Source organism: Oceanobacillus luteolus (genome assembly GCF_042678205.1).
GTDB classification, from domain to species: Bacteria; Bacillota; Bacilli; order Bacillales; family Amphibacillaceae; genus Oceanobacillus; species Oceanobacillus luteolus.
The window spans coordinates 50,358-65,550 of the sequence record NZ_JBHUDE010000011.1; the positions used below are offsets into that span (position 1 = coordinate 50,358).

The following is a 15,193-nucleotide window of genomic DNA, read 5'->3' on the forward strand; positions in this document are numbered from 1 at the left end:
TTTATAATAAAATATTATTATTGTGTACTAGACTCCTCCTATAACCACTCCTATCCGCTTACGATGTTCCAATATCTATCCATTGACAGTAGATCAGAATTTCCTTCCATCTCAAAATTTGAAGTTAATAAGGGAGATTTTACAGACTATTCTTAAGCACAAGCATTGATTTTCCTACCGACATCATATAAAATGAATATAGTGATAATGATTATCATTATTGATAATTCTTATAAAGTAGCTTTTATAGCTGGAGAAATTTTTAATATGAAATTGTAGAAGAACTTGAGGACATTTATCCTTAAACATATATCCATAATTATTATTAGCTTTACTGGCTTTAATTATTCCGTCTAGATAATTACATAGGGAAAGCAGGGTTGAGGAATGATCGAAATAAAAGGGTTATCAAAAAGATTTGGAAATAAATCAATCATTAATGATGTCTCGGTTGAAATCAAGCCTAGACAGATCACCTCGTTTATCGGTCCAAATGGCGCGGGAAAATCAACGTTACTTTCAATGGTAAGCCGACTACTGGATGCAGATACAGGTGAAGTGTTACTTGACAAAAATAATGTAAAAAATATAAAATCTAATGAATTTGCGAAGCGAATTGCCATTTTACGACAATCAAATTACCTAAATGTAAAACTTACAATTCGACAATTGGTCTCGTTTGGCCGATATCCATATTCAAAAGGTCGACTAAATGCTGAAGATAATAGAATCGTTGATCAGGCATTAGAGTATTTGAACCTTTCAGATATCCAACATAAATTCTTGGATGAACTTTCTGGCGGTCAAAGACAGCGTGCTTTTATTTCAATGATTATTGCACAAGATACCGAATATATTCTATTAGATGAGCCATTAAATAATTTAGATATGAAGCACTCTGTGCAAATCATGAAAATACTACGCAAACTTGTTGATGAACTAGGAAAAACAGTTGTGATTGTATTACATGACATTAACTTTGCTTCCGTTTATTCCGATCAAATCGTCGCTTTAAGAGATGGACGTCTCGTAAAAAATGGCCCTACACATGAAATTATTAATTCAGAAGCATTGAAAGAAGTTTATGATATGCATATCCCGGTCCATATGCAAGATGGTTGCCGTTTTTGTGTATACTTTAATTCTCACTAATAACAGAAAAAATTTAGAATAAGTAAACTAAGGGTTCTGCACAACTACAGTTGTGCAGAACCCTTTTTGATACATCTATCAAAAGAAATCTCTTTGAATAAACAAACGTAGTTTTTTACCGGTAAAGTTCTTCATGTAAGTCCACTGGTTGACCACGATACCTCATTCGTGCTCAACACAGCCTTCATCCGTACAATAGGATGTTTTCGCTTTCCCTTTTTTCGCTGCTGGATTGCTTTCCTCTTCTTCCCATACCTTCTCAAGTACTTGAGAAAATACATCACTAGATTGCGCTCCTGAAACAGCATATTTTTCATTAAAAACGAAAAACGGTACACCTTGTACTCCGATTTGTTGTGCTACGGCGATATCCTCACTTACTTTTTGAGTATATTTTTCAGATTGTAATAGTTCCCTTACTTTCTCTTCATCCAACCCAACCTCAACGGAAAGTTTCACCAACGTTTCCTTATCACTTAACAACGCGGATTCTGTAAAATAAGCATGGAGGAATCGTTCGGTAATTGCATTTCCCTTACCTTGACGTTTTGCATAGTGAAATAATCGATGAGCATCAAACGTATTGGTGTATTGCATCGTATCAAACCGGAAGTCCAAGCCAACAGCTCGAGCCTGCTCTGCTACTTGGTGATTCATCGTTTTCACCTGTTTGATCGGCATACCCTTCAACTCAGAGAATGTTTCATAGAAATTTTTCCCCGGTATATGCTTCGCAGTTGGATCAAGCTGATAACTCCTATATTCTATCGTCACCGCTTCTTTATGTTGAAATCCTTCTAGGGCTGCTTCCAACCGTCTCTTTCCTATATAACAAAAAGGGCACACAAAATCTGACCATATTTCAATTAGCATTTACTTTGAATCTCCTTTTTCACTAACATAACGATAACTAGTATAACGTATGAAACCGTCTTCCGAAATGAAAATTTTTCATCACTCCATTAAGTTGCATTCATTGTAGCACAGGGGCTTTTTAGAATGAAATAATGTGCTTATCTCAAGAGTTGGCCTTGCACATTTCTAAAAGTCACAGGGTAGTACCATCTCCTCTTTTATAAACAAAAAAACAGCAAAGCATTTCAGCCTCACTGTTTTATTCTTCTTTAAATGAATATTTCTCTTGGATCGTTCTGTCCTTTTTATGGACAGTAACAGATGTACCTTTGTTTTCAGCTATTTCCTTTGCTCGTTGAATCGCTTCTTTTTTTGTATCAAAAACGTTACTTGGTTTTTGAGCGCCTTCCGATTCCACTGCCCAGCCATCTTCATGCGGGCGGACAACCTCTCCTTCTTCCATTCTCTCCGGATTACTTTCATACTTTTGGCCTTCTGGAGAACGGGTCGTCACCTTCCCATATTTACGAAAATGCTCAATCTCTTCATCCTCAGCGCTATCTTCCCATTCTTTCGCCTGACTGATAGCAATTGGAATGGCATCTTCCTCTTTATAACCTTCATCCACCATCGCGTTTGCGATATCAATTGCCTTTTTTCTAACAATATCTGATAAGTTCTTCATTGATGGAGGATAATCCTCAAGTGTCCATACCATAGTTATCCCTCCTAGCTCTATCATTCATTTACCCAGTGCAAGGAGGGATAAAACTTTTTACATTTCATCCATAAGTGAAGTACCCATGATATTAACACGTTTTGTATTTCTCAATTCATCCAAGTTTTTCACACCAATACCAAACATGGTCATCTTGAGCTCTAATTCGATTTGCTCCATCGTCTCAAGGACTGCTTCCGGTGATTCGGTAGCTGCTTTCAGCAAATGACGGGCAAATCCAATAATATCTGCACCAATTGTAATTGCTTTAGCCGCATCGACACCAGTACTCATACCACCACTCGCTACAAGAGGTGCTTCCGGGAGCTTGCTTCGTACAGATACGATACAATCTTTCGTAGGAATTCCCCAGTTATTGAATGCTTCTGCTGCAGCCTTTTTCAATTTATTGCGGGAACGTAATTTTTCAACTTGACTCCAAGAAGTACCGCCAGCACCTGCTACATCAATATAGGAAATGCCTGCATTATATAACCTTTGAGCAGCCTCCCCATCGATACCGAATCCAACCTCTTTTACTCCAACTGGGACTTCAAGCGTTTTACATACTTGTTCAATTTTAGGAAGAAGGTTTTCGAAATTCACATCTCCCCCGTCTTGTACAATTTCTTGCATGCTGTTTAAATGCAGCACAATAGAGTCGGCACCTGTTTTATCAATTATCCGCTGACATTCCTCTGCACCATATCCATAATTAAATTGAACCGCTCCAATATTTACAATTAACGGTACAGTCGGAGCTTGCTCACGGATAAGGAATGATTCTTTATATTGATCGCTTTCTAAAAATGCACGTGTAGAGCCAATTGCCATGACCCAGCCCTTTTCCTCAGTAGCAATAGCCAAGTTTTGATTGATGGTTGTGGCAAGCTCTGAACCACCAGTCATAGAACTGACTAAAAACGGGGCTTTTAATGCTTTTCCTAAAAAACTCGTTTCTAATGTAATGGAATCAAAATTTATTTCTGGTAATGCATTATGTATGAAATGAATCCCTTCCAGGCCCGTTGTTTTGTTGACACCTTCTACGTTTCCAGTTAAACAAAGTCGGATATGTTCTGTCTTTCTTTGGTTAATTCCTTTATCCATGTATGGGTACCTCCGAAAAGTAAAATTTATTCTATTAGCTATTCTACTTGTTTTACACCTGAATTGAAAGGAGAAGCAACTTTGATGCCACCATACGAGCTACCTTCATATTGTGGTCTCCTTTCCGGGAGCCAATACAAAGAAAATTGACCTCGTTTCCAATGAAACGAGGTCAATTTCTTCTTTATATTATGAAACCTTTGCCGGTATCATTGAATTGATTCGGTCAACGATTTGTTCAACGGTTGTTTCTAGGGATGCTGCCAATTCTTGGAACATAATCCGCTGAATGTGTTCAAGCATTTTTGTATCTTGGTCATACATGCGCTCTTTATTAAGCTCAGCTTCTTTTTGTTTGCGCATAAGTGTGTTGGCAATCTTAATGATTTTGTCACGATCACCACTATTAATGATGCTATTATACTTTTTATTACGTGCTTTCGCATCATCGATCCATTCAATACCAGGTTCTTCAAAAGACTTCAGGATGTTTCTTGCTTCTTTCTTCTCCATGATGTCCAACATGATGACCTGATCATTATCTACGGGCACGCTGATTGTTAAATTCGGATCATCCAGTGGATGGAGAATATAATAATTACGTGTCACGTCTTTAAAGCTTTTCTCGCAAATGTCATCAATTTTACATACCCCATGTGTGGAATAGATAATCAAATCACCGACTTTAAACATTTGCCAACCTCCATTTTCTCAGGCTCATTCCGTAGAGCTTCAGTTCTAATTGTAATACAATTTCAACAATTTGTCAACTAGTTGACAACCCTTCACTTCGCTTTGTATAGTACAGAAGACAATCTTAATAGAAGTAGAGGTGTTTCTTCTTTGGAAGAGGAGTTAAACGAAAAAGACTTATTTGATTTATTAAGTAAAAAAAATAGAGAAATACGTAAAGCAATAGAAGATAGATGGAATAATAAAAATGAAATTCAGCTTACAAAATCAGAGTGGTTTATATTGGATCGCATTAATTATGGTCAGGAAATGCTTGCCGATGTATGTAAAAATGGGGAAATTACTCGTCAAGGAACTCATAAACTGATAAGAAAACTGGAAGCACAAGGCCTAGTAAAACTGACTAACTTAGATGAAAATAAACGCAATAAGTATGTACAATTGACCCAGTTGGGGCTGAATTGCTATGAAGAAAATAAAGCATTAAAACAGGCATTGGAAGAACGAATCAAAAATGCACTTGGTCAGGCGGCATATGATGAACTTAAAAAGACACTAGCTGCAGATTGGCAATTATAGGATCCCATCATTTATAAATCGTTGGAAGGATGAGGAAAAGTGAAGGAAAAAGCGAAACGTTTCGCTGAAAACGCCCACAAAGGACACTTTCGAAAGGCAGGAAACATCCCCTATATCACACATCCCATACGCGTCGCAAATATATTGGAAAGTGCAGGAGCGAGTGAAGCTCTAATATGTGCAGCTTTTCTTCATGATGTCGTTGAAGACACTCCCATCGAGATTGAGGAAATAAGAGCTGAATTCGGTAAACATGTGGCTAATCTTGTCCAAGCACATACGGAGGACAAATCAAAGACATGGAAAGAAAGAAAACAACATACAATTGACACATTAAAAACAGCCGACCTCGAAGTAAAACAGCTAATCGTTGCCGATCGTCTGGACAATCTTTTATCCTTGGAAAAAGACCTTGAAGAAGTTGGTCCGAAGATTTGGAAAATCTTTAATGCCGGTTACAAAGAACAACAGTGGTACAATGAAGCCATTGTTATGAATATGGACCATGGCTTAAGTGAGGTAAATCGCCCTCAATTCTTCAGCGAATTTGAAGCTGCAGTAAAAAGAGTGTTTAAGTAATAGAAGCGAAAAATATTACTTAAGATAAAGACGCAAAGATAAAGACAGGCCATAATCACTCGGCCTGTCTTTATCTTTAGTCATTTATCTCGCCATATAAAAAGCAACTTTTCACATGATCATTCACTAAACCAGCTGCTTGCATATAGGCATAACAAATCGTTGGTCCGACAAAGGAGAAATTTCTTCGCTTCAAGTCCTTGCTAAGCTTCTCAGATATTTCCGTTTTTGCTGGGACATCCTCCACCTGCTCCCAATGATTCACCAGTGATTTACCATCTACAAATTGCCAGACATAAGCTGCGAAACTACCAAACTCGGCTTGTAATTCAAGGAAGGCTTTTGCATTTTGGATGACGGATAATATCTTTCTACGATTACGGATGATTCCTTCATTCTGCAAAAGACTTTCTACCTTCTCCTCATTATATCCAGCAATAATTTCAGGTTGGAAGTTATCGAAAGCTTTACGATAATTTTCTCTCCGTTTTAAAATGGTGACCCAACTTAAGCCGGCTTGAGCACCTTCCAACGTCAGCAACTCAAATAACTTCCGATCATCATACACCGGCCTGCCCCATTCGTTGTCATGATAATCCAGATAAACCGGGTCTGTTGTCACCCAACTGCAACGGGAGCGGCTCATAACTCTCCCTCACCAATCTCAATTTCATTTTCATCATAGGAGATCCAATCACTAAAGCTTCCCGGGTAAAGACGAACTTGTTTAAATCCAGCAGCCTTCAGTGCCAATATATTTACACAAGCAGATACCCCAGATCCACATGAAACAATGACTTCCTCTTCCTTATCCAAGCTCGAGAAATGTTCTTGCAGTTCTTCGCCTTTCAGCCATCTCCCATCTTCTGTGAGAACTGCTTGCCAAGGAAAATTTTTGGCACCTGGTATATGGCCTGCTTTACTGTAAAATGGTTCAAAGTCACCTAAGTAACGGTTTTCCGCTCGAGAGTCAATCAGCACAGCATTTGTCTCCAGTTTTTCTCTCACCGTTTTCATATCGACGATTTTATCTTCGTTGAATTGAGCATGGAATTTTTTGGGTTCAAGTTTTGGAATATCGGAGGTGATTTCATTTCCATCTTCTACCCACTGTTTGAAGCCGCCCTCCAATATATATACTCTTTCATGGCCAATCGCTTCCAGCAGCCACCAAAGCCTTGCAGCAAACATGTCATTTCCTTCATCATATATAACAACCGTTGTCTCATGATTGATTCCGATATTCTCCAACTTTTTAATAAATGTAGGGAAATCCGGCAAAGGATGGGTACCTCCATGCTTCTCCACTTTCCCTGACAAGTCCCGATTCAAGTCTAAATAAACCGCTCCAGGCAGATGCCCTTCGAGGTACATTTTTCTGCCTGCATCTTCATCATCCAGTTTAAATCTAACGTCTACAACTACTGTATTATTTTGCCCATTTTCCAGACGTCTTTTTAAGCGTTCGACACTGATTAAGTTCGTCATAAAACCCCTCCATGTTTTTCTACTAATTTAATTGTATATGTTTCCTAACATACTAGAAAGATTTTTCCTCAAACTGCGATAACGGTATGGTGATGGCAAGAACTATAAACTATTTCGAGTTCCGATATAATTATGTTAAAATACTGTTATTCTATACAATAACACGTTCAATACTAAAATTACATAAGGAGTGTACTTCGATGAAAGAGGAATTAATAAAAAGATTGACAACCTACGCAAAAATCGATACGCAATCCAATGAAGATTCTGACACTGTGCCTACAACAAAAGGACAATTGGAACTAGTGGAAGTCCTCATTAAAGAGTTGAAAGAAATTGGTATGGAAGATATAGAAGCGGATGAAAATGGTTATTTAATGGCAACCCTTCCTGCCAATACAGATAAGGATGTTCCTACTATCGGCTTCCTTGCCCACTTAGATACAGCAACTGATTTTACAGGCAAGAATGTCAATCCACAAGTCATTGAAAACTTTGATGGAGAAGATATTACTTTAAATGAAGATCTAGGAGTAATTCTATCTCGAAAAGAGTTCCCAGAGCTGCCAAGCTATAAGGGCCATACTTTAGTTACGACGGATGGAACGACCTTACTCGGAGCTGATAATAAAGCTGGTATAGCCGAAATTATGACAGCTATGAATTATCTCATTCAACATCCGGAAATTGAGCATGGAAGAATTCGAGTTGCTTTTACGCCTGATGAAGAAATCGGACGTGGACCGCATCATTTTGATGTGAAGCGTTTTGATGCGAAATTTGCTTACACTGTTGATGGTGGACCACTTGGAGAATTACAGTATGAAAGCTTCAATGCAGCTGCTGCGAAGGTGACATTTAAAGGTAATAATGTGCACCCAGGAACTGCAAAGAATAAAATGGTGAACTCCGGTAAGCTTGCAACTGAATTTATTGGTAAATTTCCTGAGAAGGAAGCACCCGAATATACAGAAGGCTACGAAGGGTTCTACCACCTTATCTCGATTCGAGGGGATGTAGAAACTACGCAAGTTTACTATATTATCCGCGATCATGATAAAGAGAAGTTCGAAGACAGAAAAGCAACGCTAAAAGGTTTTGTGGAAGAGATGAAAGCCAAATATGGTGAGAATCAAGTCATTCTTGAAATGAATGATCAATACTACAACATGCGCGAAAAAATTGAGCCAGTAAAAGAGGTCGTCGATATTGCAAGCCAAGCAATGAAAAACTTAGACATTGAACCGGTAATCGAACCTATTCGCGGTGGTACAGATGGTTCCCAACTTTCATACATGGGACTACCGACTCCTAACATTTTTACAGGTGGCGAAAACTTCCACGGCAAGTTCGAATATATTTCTGTCGACAACATGGAAAAAGCAAGCAAAGTCATCATTGAAATCGCAAAACTATTTGCAGAAAATAGCGAAGCAAATGCATAAACTAAGATAATCAATAGAATAATTCCTCCCTCTTAATCATATATATTTAAATTAGGAAGGGAGGAATTTCCATGTTCTGCCCTCATTGTGGTACACAAACTGACCAAAACGTAAACTTTTGCTTTTCATGTGGTTACCGCTTCAAGGAAAACCTCAATCACTCGAATCCCTCCGATACAATTGAACCTAAAAAAAATGGTTTTGTCTTTAAGTTATTTGGCTGGATTTTTGTACTGACCTCTCTCGTGTTTATACCAATACTTTTTGGGGCAGGAGCTTTCATTATGGGCTATTTATTGAAAAAGACCGGCGTACACAACGACACACATGCGACGATTATTATGGTGATGGGCGTTGCATGTGGAATCCTGGGAACATTGTTAGGAATGGCTGCTGCAGGGGTCTAATTAAAATAAAAAAAGCATTCGTCCGACTTAAACGAATGCTCTTTTCTTGCCGATTATTTTAAAGCTGATCGTAAAACATCATATTCAAGGGTTACTCGTTCACGCACTAATTGCGCTTCATTCTGTTCATACGTCTGAGCATAATCTTTAACCGTAGATTTACGTAGCTTATTATATCGATTAAACCAGATTAACATCATTTTTCCTCCTTCTAATTAAAATGACTAGTCGGTTTATTTAAGGTTATATAGATTGCCTGCTTTTCAACTAGTTGTTAAATAAGCAAGCATAGTTTTTTCCATTTCTATTATTCTTTTTTCTAACTTTTCTTCATCGTAACCAATAGATGCGTGAAGCCAGATCCCGTCATGTAGGGACCAAAACATAGCTGTAGCCGAATCGGAATCGATTTCGGGGTTGATTTCACCAATCCTTTGGCCTTCTTTGATTATTTCTTCAGTTAATTGATACAGGGTGTCAAAGCGTGCTTTTAACTCCTTCTGTACATGTGGGGCGTCAGTGGCATACAACCAAGATTCAATATGAACGTGCATGAATTTTTTCTTTTCGAGGTTATAAGGTATATCGGTTCTTATCCAGTATTTCAATTTTTCTAATGGACTTGAAATCTCGGCCAAACGCTCTTTTAAATCATGTAGAATTGTTTCACTGCGCTGCTCAAGGAGGCTTAAAAATATCTCCTCTTTGCCTTTAAAGTAGTTATAGACCGCACCTTTACTTAAACCACAACTCTTTACGATATCATCCACAGTAGATGCATAATAACCTTTTGTGGAGAAACATTCTAATGCTGCTTGTAATATTTTATCTCTTCTTTGTTCTTTTGCTTCATCTGAAATTTTTGGCACGTTTACACCCACCTAATAAAACTGACTGGTTAGTCTATTTAGATTATATGCAAGTATGCGGTAATTTGCAACTCATTTTCCACTATTATCATGACGTCTTTATGAACATTATTTCCTCCTCAAAATGTATCTTGCCCTTCCCCAATTCCTGTGAGAAAATGGAGCGTGGACCAAGAAACTCTCAAAGATTGTAGGGATTAAAATGAAATCGAAATTAGTTACTTTATCAATACTTACATTACTTCTAACTGCATGTGCAAACAATGAAGCGCCTGTTGATGATAAATCTGAAGAGGAATCTACTATAGAAGAGAAACAAACAAATGACGCGGCTCCTGAGGTCGCCGAGAATATTGAGTTTCCAGAAGCAGAATTACAGAAAAAAGATGAAGGCGAGCCTGTGCTTCAACTTCAAGAGGCACTGACACAAATAGGATATACCATCCCCACAGATGGGATTTATTCAGACATTCTATCCTGGGCAATTACAGACTTTCAGTTACAGACAGAAGAACTTGATGTTACAGGTATTTACGATGAAGAAACACGTATAGCTTTAAAGAAAGTATTAGAAGAAGGCATAACAATTGAAGCCGGAGTGGGATTACCGCCGCTTGCAGAGCCTGTATTTACTGATTCGGGTTCTGAAGTCACAGGAAATCCTTATGATTTGCTAGCTGTCGTCAACAAAAATCAAGCTCTTCCTGATCACTATGAACCCCATGATCTCGTAGTACCAGATGTGGCATTTCCTTTTGAGGAAGACCTTCCTAAAAAACAGTTACGTGCTCCTGCTGCTGAAGCATTAGAAGAGTTATTTGCAGCAGCCGAGGAAGCGGGTCATCAACTATACGCACAATCCGGCTATCGTTCCTATGATCGCCAAGTCGCTTTGTTTGATTCCTATTCACAAGAACATGGTGAAGAGGAAGCGAATGTATTCAGTGCACGTCCTGGAGAATCGGAACACCAAACCGGCCTTTCTATGGATATTACGAGCGAAGCAGTGAATTATCAACTGACTACTGACTTCGGTAATACTCCGGAAGGAAAATGGGTTGCAGAACATGCCCATGAATTCGGATTTATTATTCGTTACCCTGAAGGTAAAGAAGAGATCACCCAATACCAATACGAACCTTGGCACCTGCGCTATGTCGGAGTTCGAGCAGCGACAGAGATTTGGGAAAATGATTTAACGCTCGAAGAATACTTTACAGAAAATTAATGTACACAAAAACTCAGGGGTATGTTATGTCATCAACCGACACCCTGAGTTTTATTTTTTCCATTCGCAATCTGGGCATCAAGCGCACGAATTCTTTCCAGTGCTGTATCATTATCAATCCGCTTATAATGGTGATTGCCGCCACCTTCTTCGTCCGCCTCATCTGCCATGGCTACAACCTGTTGGAGTGGATCCAGCTCTAAATGGCCTTCTGGTAAATAAGAATCTGTATGAAGCAAAATCGCAATAGCAATCTTCTTTGCTGCATGACGCTCTTCACCAAGCGAGATTAATAGTTTATGGGCACGGCTTGCACCCTTGATTGCATGAATATCATTCTCTTTATACAGGTCGTAATCCCATTCTCCATCACGATACCATGTATAATGCCCTATATCATGAAGCAGAGCTGCTTTTGTTGCATAATCAACATTTACATTAAAGCGTTTTGCAAAGATATAAGCATATTCCGCCACTGATACTGCATGGGCTATGCCTGATCGCTTGAGATATTTTTGTGTAATCGGATGGAGGAAAAGTTCCTCTAGTGTGACTCGTCCCATTCGTAATCCTCCTTTGATCGTAATTTTAATTAACACCTACACCCAAATAGTTTTCGGGTAAATTTTTACGATTTTAACATATTTCAAAAGGATTTACAATGGATAATTACCGATTATGCAGGAACTCAAACTTTATCAAAATGGTTTTAATATCATAAGTGAAATGATAATGATAAACAAGATATTAATGATACGTTCATATAAGAACAATTCCTTAGATAAATCAGCATATGTACTCGGAATGGTTTCCCCTTCTACATGAATAAACATTTGCTTTATAGGTGTTGACCGTGGTTTAAGTACAAACGGGCCCATCGCAAGCGCAACTAGATACAAGATGAGACTAGTAATATACCAGCCTTGAGAAAACCAATATGGATGCAAAACTCCCATCAATAGTCCCGTAACGAGTAATAAAATTCCACCTACCATCGTAAAGATATGTAAAGTATTTCTAATTTTAAATGAATGCTTCAACTCACTCATTGTAGCAGGTTTAGAGAGCGTCACTACCGCTGTCATGACAAGCCCAGGTCCCATTCCGAGAATCGCTGAAAAAATATGTATAAATACAAGGGTGTTGTAAAAAGTCATAAGCAGCCTCCTATTTTATCTATACTACCATTTTACTTTATTTCTTCATCTTGTCAGTGATTCATCTCACAATAATGTGTTTATTTGCTTTAAGGTTACGGCTGCACTACAATTTACATATCATATAGATTAGGGGAATGTGCTATGGAAAAATCTAATTTAGCAAAAATAATCCGGGAACGCCGGGCGATTAAAAAAGGGTATAATGACAAACCAGTCGAAGAGGAAACAGTTCGAGAATTGTTGAATGATGCCCGCTGGGCACCTACCCATGGTATGCGTCAACCATGGAGATTTGTTTTTGTTGGAAAAGAGGAGCTTCCAGTGTTCGCCAAACGAGTCGCTGAAACTTATCCTGAAAATATGCGGGAAAATCGGGAAAACTATTTAAATGAACCAAACGCTATTCTCGTTGCAATAATGGAAGTACCCGAATTAGAGAAGCAATGGGATGAGAACTTCGGTGCGATTGCGACCATGATTCAGAATTTCTGGTTGCTTGCTTGGGAAAAACAACTTGGTGTGGTTTGGAAAACAAACCCACATATTTATGATGATAAGGTAAAAGAAATATTAGATGTGAAAAAGAATGAAAAGATTGTCGGGTTTATTCACCTAGGATACTTTGATGAAAAACCTGCACCGAAAGAACGGACCCCACTTGATGAGAAATTTACCCGCTTTAAAATATAACAACGAATAAAATAAAAAGAGCATTTGCCCAATAAGCAAATGCTCTTTTTATTTAGCTATCAAGCTTTACCTCTTCTTCTTTTTTGCTCCTCATAATCTTCCTTGGTAATCTCGCCTTTTTCATATCTTTCCTTCATTATTTCAAGAGAGTCACGTGCATCTGTATTTGACTTTCCGCGGCGGAAACGCACCAATATAATAACAATCACAACGAACAAAATCGCAGCCAGAATAAGTCGAATAATCATTTCTGTCGGCATACCACTCACCTCCAGTAGCCTATCGGTAAGAAAATGATTAGCCTCAAATACTTATTATACTATTTATATTTTCGTTCACTTTGAGAGTCGTCTTTTGTTTTGTGTTTTTTACGTTCATCTTCCTGCTCAATCTTCAAATCTTCCAGAGGAATATCATCTACAAGTTGCTGCTTTTTAAACTCATCAAGTTTCGTACGGTCTTCGTCATGTGCTGTCGATCGCTTCGAATTCTCCATTTTTTCAAATTCCTTCTTCTGTTTATCATTCATGACACTCACCTCATATCCTTTTCTATCCTTTATCCAACTAATGATTCTGGTAAACATATTTCTGGATAGGCTGAAGGAAACGGGTATAATGAATAAATACCAAATTCTATTGGAGGTATTGTAATGAATGATTTCCAGGAACTCGAAACGATAGATGAGATTAATACCTTTATTGAAGATCATTCCTTAGCCTTTCTTTATATTTCACGGGATAATTGCAGTGTTTGTCATGCCCTCTTGCCGAAAGTCCAAGAGTTGATGAAATCATATCCTAAAATTAAGTTAGGACATCTCCATGCGGATAAAGTAGAAGCAGTAGCTGGTCATTTTTCCATTTTTACGGTGCCTGTACTTTTATTATTCGTGGAAGGAAAGGAATATATACGAGAAGCAAGGATCGTCCATATGGATCTGCTACAGGAAAAACTTGATAAAATATATCAAAACGTGGTTGAAAGCTGATGCCAACCACGTTTTCATGATATTATCTCTCCTGAATCCGGAATATTTCCAACCCGTATACGTTTGTTTCATCTCCATCTACCATACGAATTTCACCTTCATACAAATTCTCTGCATTCACTAAGTCAACCATAAATACCTTACGGAACTGAATACCATTTTCATTGACCTGGCTATATAAATAAAGGGAATCCCCCTCAGGATAAATGCCATACAATCCCTCTAATACGCTTGTTCCGAGAGTAATGCTCTCTTCTTCCTCAAACTTATGTTGTACAAGGTCATACACATAATAAGTAAGCCCATCTGGTGTAAAGTTAATAAAATACAAATTATCTTTTCCAGTAACGATATGGCCTTGCGACAGATAATCCTCTGCTCCAAATGGATCTTCAGGTTTATCTGTAAAATCATCAGGGAAAGTTATTGGCTTACTCTCCTTCGTTTCAAAATGATATGTGAAATACTCACTCTCCGCTAAGTGGTGGCCATCACTTGTAACCTCGATGTGATCCACGCTGACAACAATCTGTTCTTTCTGACCAATATCAGTATCGTTACTCAATACATTCACCGAATCTAGGAATGGTAATTCCATCAAAGGATAATGATCAATAATTTTTTCTTCATCGATGGAAATTTCATATATCATTACATCTTTGTTCTCTCCAAAATAATTTATCGTCACAGCATAAAGTGTATCTTCAATCATCTGTACTTCTTCGACATAGATTTGATGATATTTTGATCTTTCCGGGATGTCGAGACGAAAAGAAGTCCTATCTCCGCTTTCCTTATTCTGGACATCCACTTCCATTTGATTGTGTATGAAGTCAGGGCCGACATATGCTAGCTGTTTATCTGTATCCACAAATAAGTTGGACTCTTCTGTTTTCCCTCTCATAAAACCCGAATCTTCCTCAATTAACTTTTGTATTACATTTGACTCGAAGAAATTATTATATTGCTCAAAGAAATTTAAGTCCCGTTGGTAAACAATACCATCTGCTGTCAGTCTGAATGAATGCCACATGGAATCATTATTCGTGTGATAATCGCCATATATCATTAATTGTTCACCAATCTTTTTATCCCCTTCTACGGTCACCAATTCAAATTCCGGCAGTCCGTTCTTAGCAATCGCATGATGAACATAAAGTACACCAAAGGTGATGATAATAAATATCGGTAAGATGATGACTTTCCAATAACGCTTCATGAAACTCCCC

General features: G+C 38.1%; 21 protein-coding genes. 8 read left to right on the forward strand and 13 right to left on the reverse strand.

Annotated elements, in window-relative coordinates:
* Positions 1 to 387 precede the first annotated feature (387 nt).
* Positions 388 to 1,152, forward strand: coding sequence for an iron ABC transporter ATP-binding protein (locus ACFSBH_RS03495; RefSeq protein ID WP_251513759.1), 765 nt, complete (start codon positions 388 to 390; stop codon positions 1,150 to 1,152).
* Between the two features lie 162 nt (positions 1,153 to 1,314).
* Here ACFSBH_RS03495 and ACFSBH_RS03500 read toward each other — a convergent pair whose 3' ends face one another.
* From ACFSBH_RS03500 to ACFSBH_RS03515, 4 genes are all read right to left on the reverse strand, one after another.
* The gene (locus ACFSBH_RS03500; RefSeq protein ID WP_251513761.1) at positions 1,315 to 2,025 is read right to left on the reverse strand and encodes a DsbA family oxidoreductase; all 711 of its coding nucleotides are present in this window, start codon (positions 2,023 to 2,025) and stop codon (positions 1,315 to 1,317) included.
* 241 nt (positions 2,026 to 2,266) lie between these two features.
* Entirely contained in the window at positions 2,267 to 2,725 is a 459-nt protein-coding gene (locus tag ACFSBH_RS03505) for a DUF2188 domain-containing protein (protein ID WP_379596071.1), read from the reverse strand.
* A 57-nt stretch (positions 2,726 to 2,782) separates the two neighbouring features.
* Positions 2,783 to 3,835: a type 2 isopentenyl-diphosphate Delta-isomerase gene (gene fni / locus ACFSBH_RS03510; RefSeq protein ID WP_251513765.1), complete on the reverse strand. Its 1,053-nt coding sequence runs from the start codon at positions 3,833 to 3,835 to the stop codon at positions 2,783 to 2,785.
* Positions 3,836 to 4,024: 189 nt separating this feature from the next.
* Entirely contained in the window at positions 4,025 to 4,528 is a 504-nt protein-coding gene (locus ACFSBH_RS03515) for a CarD family transcriptional regulator (RefSeq protein ID WP_251513768.1), read from the reverse strand.
* Between the two features lie 150 nt (positions 4,529 to 4,678).
* Between ACFSBH_RS03515 and ACFSBH_RS03520 the strand changes: the two genes are divergently transcribed.
* Positions 4,679 to 5,107 (forward strand): MarR family winged helix-turn-helix transcriptional regulator, encoded by a 429-nt coding sequence (locus ACFSBH_RS03520; protein WP_251513770.1) that lies wholly within the window; start codon positions 4,679 to 4,681, stop codon positions 5,105 to 5,107.
* 39 nt (positions 5,108 to 5,146) lie between these two features.
* Complete coding sequence (locus ACFSBH_RS03525) at positions 5,147 to 5,686, forward strand: HD domain-containing protein (RefSeq protein ID WP_251513772.1); 540 nt, start codon at positions 5,147 to 5,149, stop codon at positions 5,684 to 5,686.
* A 76-nt stretch (positions 5,687 to 5,762) separates the two neighbouring features.
* On the opposite strand, the gene ACFSBH_RS03530 is transcribed toward ACFSBH_RS03525, so the two are convergent.
* Together ACFSBH_RS03530 and ACFSBH_RS03535 are read right to left on the reverse strand one after the other, a co-directional pair.
* On the reverse strand, positions 5,763 to 6,332 hold the full coding sequence (locus ACFSBH_RS03530; protein WP_251513774.1) for a DNA-3-methyladenine glycosylase I: 570 nt from the start codon (positions 6,330 to 6,332) through the stop codon (positions 5,763 to 5,765).
* Positions 6,329 to 7,174, reverse strand: coding sequence for a sulfurtransferase (locus tag ACFSBH_RS03535; RefSeq protein ID WP_251513776.1), 846 nt, complete (start codon positions 7,172 to 7,174; stop codon positions 6,329 to 6,331). The genes ACFSBH_RS03530 and ACFSBH_RS03535 overlap by 4 nt, the downstream gene beginning before the upstream one ends.
* 200 nt (positions 7,175 to 7,374) lie before the next feature.
* On the opposite strand from ACFSBH_RS03535, the gene pepT reads away from it, so the two are divergent.
* Both pepT and ACFSBH_RS03545 read left to right on the forward strand, forming a co-directional pair.
* Positions 7,375 to 8,619, forward strand: a complete 1,245-nt coding sequence (pepT, locus tag ACFSBH_RS03540) for a peptidase T (protein WP_251513778.1) — start codon at positions 7,375 to 7,377, stop codon at positions 8,617 to 8,619.
* A gap of 71 nt (positions 8,620 to 8,690) precedes the next feature.
* A complete protein-coding gene (locus ACFSBH_RS03545; protein WP_251513781.1) occupies positions 8,691 to 9,026 on the forward strand; it encodes a zinc-ribbon domain-containing protein in 336 nt (111 codons plus the stop codon).
* A gap of 53 nt (positions 9,027 to 9,079) precedes the next feature.
* On the opposite strand, the gene ACFSBH_RS03550 is transcribed toward ACFSBH_RS03545, so the two are convergent.
* Together ACFSBH_RS03550 and ACFSBH_RS03555 are read right to left on the reverse strand one after the other, a co-directional pair.
* Entirely contained in the window at positions 9,080 to 9,223 is a 144-nt protein-coding gene (locus tag ACFSBH_RS03550; RefSeq protein ID WP_251513782.1) for a hypothetical protein, read from the reverse strand.
* Positions 9,224 to 9,289: 66 nt separating this feature from the next.
* The gene (locus ACFSBH_RS03555) at positions 9,290 to 9,895 is read right to left on the reverse strand and encodes a TetR/AcrR family transcriptional regulator (RefSeq protein WP_251513784.1); all 606 of its coding nucleotides are present in this window, start codon (positions 9,893 to 9,895) and stop codon (positions 9,290 to 9,292) included.
* Between the two features lie 202 nt (positions 9,896 to 10,097).
* Between ACFSBH_RS03555 and ACFSBH_RS03560 the strand changes: the two genes are divergently transcribed.
* Positions 10,098 to 11,123 (forward strand): D-alanyl-D-alanine carboxypeptidase family protein, encoded by a 1,026-nt coding sequence (locus tag ACFSBH_RS03560; protein ID WP_251513787.1) that lies wholly within the window; start codon positions 10,098 to 10,100, stop codon positions 11,121 to 11,123.
* Between the two features lie 32 nt (positions 11,124 to 11,155).
* Here ACFSBH_RS03560 and ACFSBH_RS03565 read toward each other — a convergent pair whose 3' ends face one another.
* Both ACFSBH_RS03565 and ACFSBH_RS03570 read right to left on the reverse strand, forming a co-directional pair.
* A complete protein-coding gene (locus ACFSBH_RS03565) occupies positions 11,156 to 11,686 on the reverse strand; it encodes an HD domain-containing protein (RefSeq protein WP_251513789.1) in 531 nt (176 codons plus the stop codon).
* Positions 11,687 to 11,821: 135 nt separating this feature from the next.
* Entirely contained in the window at positions 11,822 to 12,280 is a 459-nt protein-coding gene (locus ACFSBH_RS03570; protein WP_251513791.1) for a DUF2269 family protein, read from the reverse strand.
* Between the two features lie 144 nt (positions 12,281 to 12,424).
* Here ACFSBH_RS03570 and ACFSBH_RS03575 point away from each other — a divergent pair, with 144 nt between their 5' ends.
* Positions 12,425 to 12,973 carry a nitroreductase family protein gene (locus ACFSBH_RS03575; protein ID WP_251513796.1) on the forward strand — a complete coding sequence of 183 codons (549 nt, stop codon included), beginning with the start codon at positions 12,425 to 12,427 and terminating at the stop codon, positions 12,971 to 12,973.
* 59 nt (positions 12,974 to 13,032) lie between these two features.
* Here the strand turns inward: ACFSBH_RS03575 and ACFSBH_RS03580 are convergent, their stop codons facing one another.
* A complete protein-coding gene (locus ACFSBH_RS03580) occupies positions 13,033 to 13,233 on the reverse strand; it encodes an SHOCT domain-containing protein (protein ID WP_251513798.1) in 201 nt (66 codons plus the stop codon).
* 59 nt (positions 13,234 to 13,292) lie between these two features.
* Positions 13,293 to 13,502 carry a hypothetical protein gene (locus ACFSBH_RS03585; protein ID WP_251513800.1) on the reverse strand — a complete coding sequence of 70 codons (210 nt, stop codon included), beginning with the start codon at positions 13,500 to 13,502 and terminating at the stop codon, positions 13,293 to 13,295.
* A gap of 123 nt (positions 13,503 to 13,625) precedes the next feature.
* On the opposite strand from ACFSBH_RS03585, the gene ACFSBH_RS03590 reads away from it, so the two are divergent.
* Positions 13,626 to 13,964: a thioredoxin family protein gene (locus ACFSBH_RS03590; RefSeq protein WP_251513802.1), complete on the forward strand. Its 339-nt coding sequence runs from the start codon at positions 13,626 to 13,628 to the stop codon at positions 13,962 to 13,964.
* A 22-nt stretch (positions 13,965 to 13,986) separates the two neighbouring features.
* Here ACFSBH_RS03590 and ACFSBH_RS03595 read toward each other — a convergent pair whose 3' ends face one another.
* Positions 13,987 to 15,183, reverse strand: coding sequence for a hypothetical protein (locus ACFSBH_RS03595; RefSeq protein WP_251513806.1), 1,197 nt, complete (start codon positions 15,181 to 15,183; stop codon positions 13,987 to 13,989).
* Positions 15,184 to 15,193 lie beyond the last annotated feature (10 nt).